Raw genomic sequence first — 12728 nt, forward strand, 5'->3', positions numbered from 1 at the left:
AGCTATAAGGTGAGCTAAAGCGCGGGCCGAAAACGACCAGAAACGGTGCGCTCGCAGCCGCACAGATTAAACGCGTATTATCCGCTAAAAGTGCGGCATCACGCAGCAAAAGTTCAACGATTAATGGCAAAAAACCGCTTTAACCAGTCGTGGCTGCACGACCACATCAACGATCCGTACGTGAAAATGGCGCAACGGGAGGGCTATCGCGCCCGTGCGGCCTACAAGCTCAAGGAGATCGACGAGCAGGACAAGCTGATCCGCCCAGGGCAGGTCATCGTCGACCTCGGCGCGGCACCGGGCAGCTGGAGCCAGTACGCGCGCAACAAGCTCGCGCAGAGTCCGCGGCGCGACTCGGCGCGCGAAGGCGGCATCGACGGCACGATCATCGCGCTCGACCTGTTGCCCATGGAGCCGATCGCGGACGTGCACTTCATCCAGGGCGACTTCCGCGAGGAGCGCGTGCTCGAACAACTGGAAGAAGTGGTCGGCGAGCGCCTCGTCGACCTTGTAATTTCGGATATGGCGCCCAACCTGTCAGGCGTGGCGGTGGCGGATGCCGCGCGAATCGAGCATGTTTGCGACCTCGCGCTGGAATTTTCGCAAAACCACCTGAAGCCGGATGGTGCCCTTTTAGTCAAATGTTTTCACGGCAGCGGTTACAGTCAGATTGTCGAAAAGTTCAAGCAGCAGTTTAAGACGGTGGCAGCCCGCAAACCCAAAGCATCGCGGGACAAATCGTCTGAGACGTTTATTTTGGGCAAGCATTTGAAGCGTCCCCGTTGAAAAACGCGATTCAAATGCCAGTTTGTTATTTTCAATGTGCCGGAAAACGGCGCCGGCGTGGTGCGGCTCGCTATATATGCCGTAGCGAATGCTTATGGCAGGGGTCTGCGGTCTGGATTAGAATGCCTGAGTGGTGCCGCAAGGCAAATGTAGGCGCTTGTCTATGAGTGAAGGAGTGGTGCTTTGAACAACAACATGTTTTCGAAAGCGGCAGTGTGGCTGGTTATCGCACTGGTGCTGTTTACGGTGTTCAAGCAGTTCGACAAGCCCCGTGTCCAGGAAGGCGTTTCCTATTCGCAGTTCATGGACGATGCGAAAAGCGGCAAGGTCAAGAGCGTCATCGTCCAGGGCCGCAATCTGACGGTGACTCCGGCGGATGGCCAGAAATACCAGATCGTGTCGCCGGGCGACATCTGGATGGTCGGCGACCTGATGAAATATGGCGTTCAGGTCAGCGGCAAGGCTGACGACGAACCGAACGCACTCGTTTCCGCGTTGTACTACCTCGGCCCAACGATCCTCATCATCGGCTTCTGGTTTTACATGATGAGGCAGATGCAGGGGGGCGGCAAAGGCGGGGCCTTCTCGTTCGGCAAATCCCGGGCGCGGCTGATCGACGAGAACAACAACGCCATCAATTTCTCCGACGTCGCCGGTTGCGACGAAGCCAAGGAAGAAGTGTCCGAACTGGTCGACTTCCTGCGTGATCCACAAAAGTTCCAGAAGCTGGGCGGACGCATTCCGCGCGGCGTGCTGCTCGTCGGTCCACCGGGAACCGGTAAGACGCTGCTTGCCCGCGCGATTGCGGGCGAAGCAAAGGTGCCGTTCTTCAGCATCTCGGGTTCCGACTTCGTCGAAATGTTCGTCGGTGTCGGCGCCGCGCGTGTGCGCGACATGTTCGAGCAGGCGAAGAAGCACGCACCGTGCATCGTGTTTATCGATGAAATCGACGCGGTCGGCCGTCATCGTGGCGCCGGCATGGGCGGCGGCAACGACGAACGCGAGCAGACGCTGAACCAGATGCTCGTCGAAATGGACGGCTTCGAAGCGAATTCCGGTGTGATCGTGATCGCCGCGACGAACCGTTCGGACGTGCTCGACAAGGCGCTGCTGCGCCCGGGTCGTTTCGACCGCCAGGTGTATGTCGGCCTGCCGGACATCCGCGGCCGTGAGCACATCATGAAGGTGCATTTGCGCAAGGTGCCGATTGCGAACGATGTCGACGCGGCGGTGATCGCGCGTGGCACGCCGGGCTTCTCGGGCGCCGATCTCGCGAACCTCGTGAACGAAGCCGCGCTGTTTGCCGCACGCCGCGGTAAGCGCATCGTCGAGATGCAGGACTTCGAGGACGCGAAGGACAAGATTTTCATGGGTCCGGAGCGCAAGTCGGCGGTGATCCGCGAAGACGCGAAGCGGGCAACGGCGTACCACGAGTCCGGTCACGCGGTCATTGCGAAGCTGTTGCCGAAGGCGGACCCGGTGCACAAGGTCACGATCATTCCGCGCGGCCGTGCACTCGGCGTCACGTGGCAGCTGCCCGAGCACGACAACGAGACGTACTCGAAGGAGTACCTGCTCGATCGTCTCGCGATCCTGTTCGGCGGCCGTGTTGCCGAGGAGCTGTTCCTGAATCTGATCAGCACCGGCGCCTCGGACGATTTCAACAAGGCGACGTCGACGGCCCGTGCGATGGTGGCGCGCTTCGGCATGACTGACGCCTTGGGACCGATGGTCTACGTCGACGACGAAAACGATGCGTCGCCGTTCGGCCGCGGCTTCACGCGCACCATTTCGGAAGCGACGCAGCAGAAGGTCGACGCGGAAATCCGCGCCGTGCTGGATCAGCAGTACAACCTCGCGAAGCGTTTGCTCAACGAGAACCGCGACAAGGTGGAAGCGATGACGGCGGCGCTGATGGAGTGGGAAACGATCGACGCCGATCAGATCAACGACATCATGGCTGGCCGTCCGCCGCGTTCGCCGAAGAGCACCCCGTCGCCGGGCGACGCGCCTTCGGGCGGCAGCAGCCCGGGCGCTGAAGTCAAGCCGGGCAGCGCTACCGCGCCGGCCTGATCGAGGCCATCTCAGTACACGGGCCGGTGTTAATCGCACCGGCCCGTTTTGTATTTTGGGCTTACGCAATCGGGCCAGCCCCGAGCAGGTTCTAACAAGCGGGGGCTTGTCCAGAACGAATTCGCGTCACCGGCCCCATCAAGCCGGTTGCCAAAAACCGGGTTCACTCAACTTCACGCGCTTTCATCCGTGTCCACTGACGCACCTTCCACACAACACGCCGGGCCGCTGCAATGCGGCCGTTTCACGCTGTCGTTCGAGCGCCCGCTCGTCATGGGCATTCTCAACGTCACGCCTGATTCGTTTTCGGACGGCGGCAACTACATTAAACAGGGCGACGCGCTGCGCCAGGCGGAGCGGATGCTGCTCGACGGTGCGGACCTGATCGACATCGGCGGCGAGTCGACACGGCCCGGTGCGCCGCCCGTCGCACTCGAAGACGAGCTCGCGCGCGTAATTCCGCTGATCGAGCAGTTGCGCGGTGCGAACGTACCGTTGTCAATCGACACATACAAGCCCGAAGTCATGCGCGCTGCGCTTGCTGCCGGCGCCGACATGATTAACGATATCTGGGCCTTCCGGATGCCCGGCGCGATGGATGCGGTACGCGACAGCGCGTGTGCTTTGTGCGCGATGCATATGCTCGGCGAGCCCCGCACGATGCAGGTGGGCGAGCCCGTTTATCGCGACGTCGTCGCGGATGTTCGGACGTTCCTTGTCGAGCGAACGGAAGCGCTGCTACAAGCGGGGGTCGCGCGGCAGCGTCTCGTCGTCGATCCGGGATTTGGCTTCGGCAAGACGGTCGAGCACAATTACACTTTGCTTGCGCATCTGCCCGAGACGGTGCCGGGCGGCGCCTCGCCGCTACCCATTCTCGCGGGCATATCCCGCAAGTCGATGCTCGGTGCGGTAACGGGCCGCACTGTGGCAAGCGAGCGGGTAGCAGCAAGCATTGCAGCCGCGGTGTGTGCGGCTGAACGCGGCGCGTCGATCATTCGTGTACACGATGTCGCGCAAACGGTGGATGCACTGAAGATATGGTCGGCAACGCGTGCCGCGGCGCGCCGCAGCTGACTCCACAAAGAGGAAAACCCATCAAATGACACGGCGCTACTTCGGTACAGATGGCATTCGCGGCAAGGTCGGCGACGCGCCGATCACGCCGGATTTCGTATTGCGGCTCGGCTATGCGGCGGGCAAGGTGCTCGCCGGCGCGGACCGCTGGGCGAAGAGCAGCACGCGCCCGACGGTCCTGATCGGCAAAGACACGCGCGTGTCGGGCTATATGCTCGAAGCCGCGCTCGAGTCGGGCTTTTCGGCGGCGGGCGTCGATGTGATGCTCGCCGGCCCGATGCCGACGCCCGGCGTCGCGTATCTGACGCGCGCGCTGCGGCTCGCGGCCGGCGTCGTGATCAGCGCGTCGCACAACCCGTACTACGACAACGGCATCAAGTTCTTCTCCGCGGACGGCAACAAGTTGCCGGACGAAGTCGAAGCGCAGATCGAGCAGCAGCTCGAACAGCCGCTCGATTGCGCGCCATCCGAGCAACTGGGCAAGGCGAGGCGTCTTGACGACGCGGCCGGCCGCTACATCGAGTTCTGCAAGAGCACGTTCCCGGCGAACTACGACCTGCACGGCATGAAGCTCGTTGTCGATTGTGCGCACGGCGCCGCGTACGACGTCGCGCCGCATGTGTTCCACGAACTGGGCGCGGATGTCGTGCCGATCGGCGTCGCGCCGAACGGTTTCAATATCAACGACGGCGTCGGTGCGACCGCGCCCGATGCGCTGATGCGCGCGGTGCGGGCCAACAACGCGGACCTCGGCATCGCGCTCGACGGCGATGCGGACCGGCTCCAGGTCGTCGATTCGACCGGCCGGCTCTTCAACGGCGACGAACTGCTGTATGTGCTCGTCAAGGATCGCATCTCGACTGACGGCAAGGTCGAAGGCGCAGTCGGCACGCTGATGACCAATATGGCCGTCGAAGTCGCGCTGCAGCGCGAGGGCGTGGAATTCGTGCGCGCGGCGGTCGGCGACCGCTATGTGCTCGAGAAATTGCGCGAGCGCGGCTGGCAACTGGGCGCCGAGGGTTCGGGACACATCCTGTCGCTCGATCGCCATTCAACCGGCGACGGCATCGTATCCGCACTGCTGGTGCTCGCGGCCATGCAGCGCAGCGGCAAGTCGCTCGCGCAGCTGCTCGAAGGCGTGACGCTATTTCCGCAAAAGCTGATCAACGTGCGCATGCAGCCGGGCTCCGACTGGAAGGGCAGCGATGCGATCCGGCGCGCGATCAGCACGGCGCAGGGCGCGCTTAACGGTAGCGGACGCGTACTGATTCGCGCGTCGGGCACCGAGCCCGTGTTGCGCGTCATGGTCGAGGCCGCGCGCGAGCAGGATGCGCTCGAGCACGCGGAAGCAATCGCGGAAGTCGTGCGCCGGGCGACGGCCTGAGCATTTCACCCCGCGCCGCCGCGTCGATCATCGTCGCGCACCTCTCGACCGTCACGGTTTTCGTCAGATAATTTTCACGCTGCGGCCGCCTGTCACAGGCGGCCGTTTGCTTTGTGACGGCATGCCCCATTTTGATGCCGGCTGAAGTTGTCAGCTTCGTCGCAAGCCGCACGAAACCGAACCTTCGACCGGTCAGTCGCGCGTGTTCAGTCTAAACGCTTAGCGAAACCGCACGCTTACGCATACGATCGGTTCGTCTGCGCCTTTCGATTGCGTAATGCGTTTGTCACGTGACTTTCACGGACAGTCACATTACTGTCACAGGGAGACCCTATTCTTCGCGGTGTCGTGTCATCCGCTCACACCACTGGAGGTCTCATGAAATTGATGCAAACCGCGTTCGCTGGCATCGCTGGCGCGCTCTTCGCGATCGCAGCGCATGCAGCAACGGATATTACCGGCGCGGGCAGCACCTTTGCAGCACCGATTTACACGAAATGGGCAGACGCCTATCAGAAGAACGGCGGCGGCAAGGTCAACTACCAAGGCATCGGCTCCTCCGGCGGTATCAAGCAGATCATTGCAAAGACGGTCGATTTTGCCGGTTCGGACGCTCCGCTGAAGGATGACGAACTCGCGAAAGACGGTCTTTTCCAGTTTCCGACGGTCGTCGGCGGCGTGGTGCCCGTCGTCAACCTGCCCGGCGTGAAGGCCGGCGAAATCGTGCTGTCGGGCGAAGTGCTCGGCGACATCTATCTCGGCAAGATCAAGAAGTGGAACGACCCGGCGATCGCCGCGCTGAACCCGAAGGCAAAGCTGCCGGATACGGACATCGCGGTGGTGCGCCGCGCTGACGGTTCGGGCACGAGTTTCATCTGGACGAATTACCTGTCGAAGGTCAACGGCGAGTGGAAGTCGAAGGTCGGCGAAGGCACGACCGTCAACTGGCCGACCGGCACGGGCGGTAAGGGCAACGACGGCGTGGCGGCATTCGTGCAGCGTCTGCCGGGCGCGATCGGCTACGTCGAGTGGGCGTACGCGAAGCAGAACCACATGACGTACACGGCGATGAAGAACACGTCGGGCGCGGTGGTCGAACCAAAGACGGAAACCTTCAAGGCAGCGGCGGCTGGCGCTGACTGGTCGAAGACGTTCTACCAGATCCTGACGGACGAGCCGGGCAAGGACGCATGGCCGGTCGTCGGCGCGACGTTCGTGCTGCTGCACTTGACGCAGGACAAGCCGGCCGAAGGCACGGAAACGCTGAAGTTCTTCGACTGGGCGTTCAAGAACGGCGGCCAGGCTGCAACGGATCTGGACTACATTTCGCTGCCGGCATCGGTGGTCGAGCAGATCAAGTCGCAGTGGAAGACGAAGGTGAAGGACGCTTCGGGCAAGGCGCTCGCAGCGGAGTAATCTGAAACAGAGCGAGGCCGGGATGCGAATGCGCCCCGGCCGAGCCAGACACCGCGGGGTTATCCTCACGGTTGACTGCGCGGCTCCCGGCGCGGTCGCGTAGTTTCGCGTAAGTTGGCAAGTCAGGTCGATAACCCGATTGGCAAAATAATCGGTCGAGGCGGTGGTTGGCCGTCAGCCCGTAAGCAACCCGCATTGCATCGAGGTGCGGGCATGCGGTAACCCGCAGTACCCGCTGTCCGGCATCCCGCCGCGCGGCATCCGGAAACAGTTTCGACAGGCTCCCATGTCCGACATTCCAATTGTGTCGAACCCGCCAGGCAGCGCAGCGCAGCAGAAAGCGCCCAGCCGCTCCGGCGACGTTATCTTCGGCGGCCTTGCGCGGCTTGCCGCTATCGTTACCTTATTGTTGCTCGGTGGCATTATTGTGTCGCTGATCATCGCGTCGCTGCCGACCATCGAGAAGTTCGGCCTGAGCTTCCTGTGGACCGCCGACTGGGATCCACCCTCCGAGCAGTTCGGCGCGCTGGTGCCGATTTACGGCACGATCGCGACGTCGATCATTGCGCTCATTATCGCGGTGCCGGTCAGCTTCGGCATTGCGCTGTTTCTTACCGAATTGTCTCCCGCGTGGCTGCGCCGGCCGCTCGGCATCGCGATCGAACTGCTCGCCGCGATTCCATCGATCGTCTACGGTATGTGGGGTCTGCTCGTCTTCGCGCCGATCTTCGCGACGTGGTTCGAAAAGCCGCTCGGCACGCTGCTCTCGGGCGTGCCGATCATCGGTGCGCTGTTCAAGGGCGCGCCGATCGGTATCGGCATTCTGTGCGCCGGGGTGATTCTCGCGATCATGATCATCCCGTACATCGCCTCGGTGATGCGCGACGTGTTCGAAGTCACGCCCGTCCTGCTGAAGGAATCGGCATACGGCATCGGCTGCACGACGTGGGAAGTGATGTGGAAAATCGTGCTGCCGTTCACGAAGAACGGCGTGATCGGCGGCATCATGCTGGGCCTTGGGCGCGCGCTCGGTGAGACGATGGCGGTGACGTTCGTGATCGGCAATACGAACCTGCTCGACAACGTGTCGCTGTTCTCGCCGGGCAACAGCATCACGTCGGCGCTCGCCAACGAGTTCGCCGAAGCGGGGCCGGGCCTGCATACCGCGGCGCTGATGGAACTCGGTCTGATCCTGTTCGTCATCACGTTCATCGTGCTCGCGATTTCCAAACTGATGCTGCTGCGTCTCGAGAAAGGGGAGGGCACGAAGCGATGAGCCAACCTCTGAACATGCCGGGCATGGCCGATCCGGCCACGCTCGAGCGGACCCGCAACAAGCTGCAGAAGCGCCGTCGGGTCACCAACGCGGTGGCGCTCACGATGTCGCTGGCGGCAATGGCGTTCGGCCTGCTGTGGCTGATCTGGATTCTCTACACGACGCTGCGCCTCGGTGTCGGCGGCCTCTCGATCGATCTGTTCACGCAGTCGACGCCGCCGCCGAACACCGATGGCGGCGGTCTCGCGAACGCGATCGTCGGCAGCCTGCTGATGTGCGTGCTGGCCACGGTGATCGGCACGCCGATCGGCATCATGGCCGGCGTCTATCTCGCCGAATACGGCCAGAAGGGTGCGCTTGCGAGCATCACGCGCTTTATCAACGACATCCTGCTGTCGGCGCCGTCGATCGTCGTCGGGCTGTTCGTGTATGCGCTCGTGGTTGCGAAGATGGGGCATTTCAGCGGCTGGGCCGGTGTCGTCTCGCTCGGTCTGCTGCAAATTCCGATCGTGATCCGCACGACCGAGAACATGCTGAAGCTCGTGCCGAACGCGCTGCGTGAAGCGGCCTTCGCGCTCGGCACGCCGAAGTGGAAGATGGTGCTGTCGATCACGCTGAAGGCGTCGCTCGCGGGCATCGTGACCGGCGTGCTGCTCGCGGTCGCGCGTATCGCGGGCGAAACCGCGCCGCTGCTCTTCACGGCGCTGTCCAATCAGTTCTTCACGTGGGACATGAACCAGCCGATGGCGAACCTGCCCGTCACGATCTTCAAGTTCGCGATGAGCCCGTTTGCGCAATGGCAGTCGCTCGCATGGGCGGGCGTGTTCCTCATTACGCTCGGCGTGCTTGGGTTGAATATCCTCGCGCGTACGATCTTCTCGAATAAGTAAGGGCGGAGCGATCCGATGAACATGGCAGAAAGTCACCTGAATCCCATCGAACGCCCGGCCGCGCCGGCCGGTTTCGATCCCGCCCAGCACGGCCAGGCGCATGCGCCTTCGCGGCCCAAGATCGAAGTCAACAATCTGAACTTCTTCTACGGCAAGTATCACGCGCTGAAGAACATCAACCTGCATATTCCCGAAGGCAAGGTGACCGCGTTCATCGGCCCGTCGGGTTGCGGCAAGTCGACACTGCTGCGCACGTTCAACAAGATGTACGCGCTCTATCCGGAGCAGCGCGCCGAAGGCGAGATCCTGATGGACGGCGAAAACCTGCTCACGACGAAGCGCGACATTTCGCTGCTGCGCGCGCGCATCGGCATGGTGTTCCAGAAGCCGACGCCGTTCCCGATGTCGATCTACGACAACATCGCGTTCGGCGTGAAGATGTTCGAGACGCTCACGCGCTCGGAAATGGACGACCGCGTCGAATGGGCGCTCACGAAAGCGGCGCTGTGGAACGAAGTGAAAGACAAACTGGGCCAGAGCGGTTACGGCCTGTCGGGCGGTCAGCAGCAGCGTCTGTGCATTGCGCGCGGCATTGCGATCCGTCCGGAAGTGCTGCTGCTCGACGAGCCGTGCTCGGCGCTCGATCCGATTTCGACGGGCCGTATCGAAGAGCTGATCGCCGAGCTCAAGAGCGATTACACGGTGGTCATCGTGACGCACAACATGCAGCAGGCCGCACGTTGTTCGGACTACACTGCTTACATGTACCTCGGCGAATTGATCGAGTTCGGCGACACCGAAAAGATCTTTATCAAGCCGGTACGTAAGGAAACCGAAGACTACATCACCGGCCGTTTCGGTTGATGGCCACGAGCCAAGCGCAAGGGAGTACGTCATGTCCGATAAACACCTGTCCAGCCAGTTCGACGCCGACCTGAACCTGCTTTCGTCGAAGGTGCTCGAAATGGGCGGCCTCGTCGAAGCGCAGATCGTCGACGCAATGAACGCGCTCAACCACTTCGACCTCGAGATCGCCGAAAAGGTGATCGCGGCTGAAGACCGTCTGAACGTGATGGAAGTCGAAATCGACGAAGAGTGCAGCAATATCATCGCGCGCCGCCAGCCGGCCGCACGCGACCTGCGCCTGCTGCTCGCCATTTCGAAGACCATCACGAATCTCGAGCGCGCCGGCGACGAAGCCGAGAAGATCGCGAAGCGCACGAAGCGCCTGATGGAAGACGGCGCATCGCGCACGATCAATATCGCCGAGATCAAGCTGTCGGGCGAAATGGCCGTATCGATCCTGCGCCGCGCACTCGATGCGTTCGCGCGTCTCGATACGGTGGCGGCCGCGCAGATCGTGCGCGACGACAAGGCGATCGACGAGGAATTCCGCGCCTTCGTGCGCAAGCTGATCTCGTACATGACTGAAGATCCGCGTTCGATTTCGGTGGGCCTCGATTTCCTGTTCATCGCGAAAGCGATCGAGCGGATCGGCGACCACGCAAAGAACATTGCGGAATTCATCATTTACATCGTGAAGGGCACGGATGTGCGGCACAAGTCGCGCGACGCGCTCGAGCGAGAGGCGCTCAGCTGACACGCTAGCCATTCATTGTGCTTAGCCGATGTGCTCAGCGATGTGTCAACTGAGGCCCCTGATCGATTTCTGTTAAGAGCTCACGAGGCACCGATGCCCAGCAGTATTCTTATCATCGAAGACGAACCCGCGATTTCCGAACTGATCTCGGTCAATCTTCAACACGCAGGACACTGCCCGATCCGCGCCTACAACGCGGAACAGGCGCAAAACCTGATTAGCGATGTGTTGCCCGATCTCGTCCTGCTCGACTGGATGCTGCCGGGCAAATCGGGCATTGCCTTCGCCCGCGACCTGCGCAACAACGAACGCACGAAGCATATTCCGATCATCATGCTGACCGCGCGCGGCGACGAGCAGGACAAGGTGCTCGGCCTCGAAATCGGCGCCGACGATTATGTGACGAAGCCGTTTTCGCCGAAGGAACTGATGGCGCGTATCAAGGCGGTGTTGCGCCGCCGTGCGCCGCAGCTAACCGAAGATGTCGTCGCGATCAACGGCCTGAAGCTCGATCCGTCCACGCATCGCGTCGCCGCGCATGCGCAGGGCAGCGAGATCAAGCTCGATCTCGGGCCGACCGAATTCCGTCTGCTGCACTTCTTCATGACGCATCCGGAGCGCGTGCACAGCCGCACGCAACTGCTCGACCAGGTGTGGGGCGACCACGTCTTCGTCGAAGAACGGACGGTCGACGTGCATATCAAGCGTCTGCGCGCCGCGCTCAAACCGGCCGGTTGCGATGCTATGATTGAAACCGTTCGCGGCAGCGGTTATCGGCTCGCGAAAAGCGCTTAAGCGTTTCCCCTCTCCCACGGCGAAAGACGTACAGAACGCGCAGGCTGCGCGCGCCTTAAGCGCAGCTCCCGGTTACTTCTTCGATCGCTGAACATGAACACCATCTGGGCGCGCTCCCTTGTTTCGCTCGTGTTGCTCGCTGTTCTGTGCACAGCGGTCGGCGCGATCGCGGGCGTCAAGGCGGCGCTGATTTTCGCGATCGTCGTGCTGCTCGCGCAGGGTATTTTCAGTACGTTTCACAAGCAGCAGCTATGGCGTCTGCTCGATGCGCCCGTGTACGGCGAAGTGCCGAGCGCGCCTGGCATCTGGGGCGAAATCTACTACCGGCTGCATAAGCTCGCGAAGCGCTGGCATGCGCAGGTGCGGCAGGTCGAGCAGCAGCACTCGCGTTTTATTCAGGCCATCCAGGCATCGCCGAACGGCGTCGCGATGCTTGACGATCATGACCAGATCGAATGGTGCAACGCGATTTCCGAGGTGCATTTCGGGCTGGATGCGAAGCGCGATTTGCGCCAGCACATCACGCATCTCGTACGTCAGCCCGACTTCGTCCGCTATCTGAACTCGCACCGGTACGAAGAGATGCTGATCATGCGCGGCATGGGCGAGCGGCGGCAGAACGTGCTGTCGGTGCAGGTGTTCCCCTACGGCGAAAATCGCAAGCTCGTGCTGTCGCAGGATATTACCGAGCTCGAGCGCACGGACTCGATGCGTCGCGATTTCGTCGCGAACGTATCGCACGAGTTGAAGACGCCGCTCACAGTGCTCTCCGGCTTTCTCGAAACGATGCGCGAGCTGCCGCTCAACGACGCCGAACGCGCGCGCTATCTCGAACTGATGGAGCAGCAGGCGTCGCGCATGCAGCACATCGTGCGCGACCTGCTCGTGCTCGCGACGCTCGAAGGCGACGGCAAGCCGCCGAGCGAGCAGATGGTCGATATGCGCGCGGTGCTGCGGCATCTGAAGGACGACGCGGAATCGCTATCGGCGGGCCGTCATCGCATTTCGTTCGACATCGATGAAGGCTTAACGGTGACCGGTGTCGAGACCGAGATTCTGAGCGCGCTCGGCAATCTGGTGACGAACGCAATCCGTTATACGCCCGATGGCGGATCGATTCACGTGAACTGGCACGTGCATGGCGCGCAGGCAACGTTCACGGTGATCGATAGCGGTCTCGGCATTCCCGCGGCCGATATCCCACGCCTGACGGAGCGCTTCTATCGCGTCGACCGCAGCCGTTCGCGCGACACGGGCGGCACGGGCCTCGGGCTCGCCATCGTCAAGCACGTGCTGCAGCGGCACGATGCGCAACTCGAAGTGAAGAGCGAAGAAGGGCGCGGCAGCACGTTCACTGCGCGCTTTCCTGCATTCAGGACGGCGCGCCGGCAGCCGGCGCCGGCCTGAGCGAGCCGGCGCCCAGCCGGCTACCGG

Annotated in this window: 11 protein-coding genes; all 11 read left to right on the plus strand. The window is 62.2% G+C overall.

Going from position 1 to position 12728, the window contains the following annotated elements; translation table 11 throughout:
• Positions 1–123: 123 nt before the first annotated feature.
• The 11 genes from ACYPXD_RS33820 to phoR all read left to right on the plus strand — a co-directional run bounded on the left by ACYPXD_RS33820 (position 124) and on the right by phoR (position 12701).
• The gene (locus ACYPXD_RS33820; protein WP_459722892.1) at positions 124–786 is read left to right on the plus strand and encodes an RlmE family RNA methyltransferase; all 663 of its coding nucleotides are present in this window, start codon (positions 124–126) and stop codon (positions 784–786) included.
• Positions 787–969: 183 nt separating this feature from the next.
• Positions 970–2859 (plus strand): ATP-dependent zinc metalloprotease FtsH, encoded by a 1890-nt coding sequence (gene ftsH / locus ACYPXD_RS33825; RefSeq protein ID WP_459722896.1) that lies wholly within the window; start codon positions 970–972, stop codon positions 2857–2859.
• 273 nt (positions 2860–3132) lie between these two features.
• Complete coding sequence (gene folP / locus ACYPXD_RS33830) at positions 3133–3933, plus strand: dihydropteroate synthase (RefSeq protein WP_459723100.1); 801 nt, start codon at positions 3133–3135, stop codon at positions 3931–3933.
• A 25-nt stretch (positions 3934–3958) separates the two neighbouring features.
• Positions 3959–5317, plus strand: a complete 1359-nt coding sequence (gene glmM, locus ACYPXD_RS33835; protein ID WP_459722900.1) for a phosphoglucosamine mutase — start codon at positions 3959–3961, stop codon at positions 5315–5317.
• A gap of 378 nt (positions 5318–5695) precedes the next feature.
• Entirely contained in the window at positions 5696–6733 is a 1038-nt protein-coding gene (gene pstS, locus ACYPXD_RS33840; protein WP_459722903.1) for a phosphate ABC transporter substrate-binding protein PstS, read from the plus strand.
• A gap of 286 nt (positions 6734–7019) precedes the next feature.
• Positions 7020–8009, plus strand: coding sequence for a phosphate ABC transporter permease PstC (gene pstC, locus ACYPXD_RS33845; RefSeq protein WP_459722907.1), 990 nt, complete (start codon positions 7020–7022; stop codon positions 8007–8009).
• Positions 8006–8899 (plus strand): phosphate ABC transporter permease PstA, encoded by an 894-nt coding sequence (gene pstA, locus ACYPXD_RS33850; RefSeq protein WP_459722910.1) that lies wholly within the window; start codon positions 8006–8008, stop codon positions 8897–8899. The genes pstC and pstA overlap by 4 nt, the downstream gene beginning before the upstream one ends.
• A gap of 15 nt (positions 8900–8914) precedes the next feature.
• Positions 8915–9763 carry a phosphate ABC transporter ATP-binding protein PstB gene (gene pstB, locus ACYPXD_RS33855; RefSeq protein WP_459722914.1) on the plus strand — a complete coding sequence of 283 codons (849 nt, stop codon included), beginning with the start codon at positions 8915–8917 and terminating at the stop codon, positions 9761–9763.
• Positions 9764–9794: 31 nt separating this feature from the next.
• A complete protein-coding gene (phoU, locus tag ACYPXD_RS33860) occupies positions 9795–10499 on the plus strand; it encodes a phosphate signaling complex protein PhoU (protein WP_459722919.1) in 705 nt (234 codons plus the stop codon).
• A 93-nt stretch (positions 10500–10592) separates the two neighbouring features.
• Positions 10593–11294, plus strand: coding sequence for a phosphate regulon transcriptional regulator PhoB (gene phoB / locus ACYPXD_RS33865; RefSeq protein ID WP_075157696.1), 702 nt, complete (start codon positions 10593–10595; stop codon positions 11292–11294).
• Positions 11295–11387: 93 nt separating this feature from the next.
• Positions 11388–12701 carry a phosphate regulon sensor histidine kinase PhoR gene (gene phoR, locus ACYPXD_RS33870; protein ID WP_459722922.1) on the plus strand — a complete coding sequence of 438 codons (1314 nt, stop codon included), beginning with the start codon at positions 11388–11390 and terminating at the stop codon, positions 12699–12701.
• The last annotated feature ends 27 nt before the right edge of the window (positions 12702–12728 follow it).

Source organism: Paraburkholderia sp. 2C (assembly GCF_054589215.1).

Coding starts and splice junctions, on each gene's coding strand:
- ACYPXD_RS33820 (WP_459722892.1), top strand. CDS start 124: ATGGCAAAAAACCGCTTTAACCAGTCGTGGCTGCACGACCACATCAAC.
- folP (WP_459723100.1), top strand. CDS start 3,133: ATGGGCATTCTCAACGTCACGCCTGATTCGTTTTCGGACGGCGGCAAC.
- glmM (WP_459722900.1), top strand. CDS start 3,959: ATGACACGGCGCTACTTCGGTACAGATGGCATTCGCGGCAAGGTCGGC.
- pstS (WP_459722903.1), top strand. CDS start 5,696: ATGAAATTGATGCAAACCGCGTTCGCTGGCATCGCTGGCGCGCTCTTC.
- pstC (WP_459722907.1), top strand. CDS start 7,020: ATGTCCGACATTCCAATTGTGTCGAACCCGCCAGGCAGCGCAGCGCAG.
- pstA (WP_459722910.1), top strand. CDS start 8,006: ATGAGCCAACCTCTGAACATGCCGGGCATGGCCGATCCGGCCACGCTC.
- pstB (WP_459722914.1), top strand. CDS start 8,915: ATGAACATGGCAGAAAGTCACCTGAATCCCATCGAACGCCCGGCCGCG.
- phoU (WP_459722919.1), top strand. CDS start 9,795: ATGTCCGATAAACACCTGTCCAGCCAGTTCGACGCCGACCTGAACCTG.
- phoB (WP_075157696.1), top strand. CDS start 10,593: ATGCCCAGCAGTATTCTTATCATCGAAGACGAACCCGCGATTTCCGAA.
- phoR (WP_459722922.1), top strand. CDS start 11,388: ATGAACACCATCTGGGCGCGCTCCCTTGTTTCGCTCGTGTTGCTCGCT.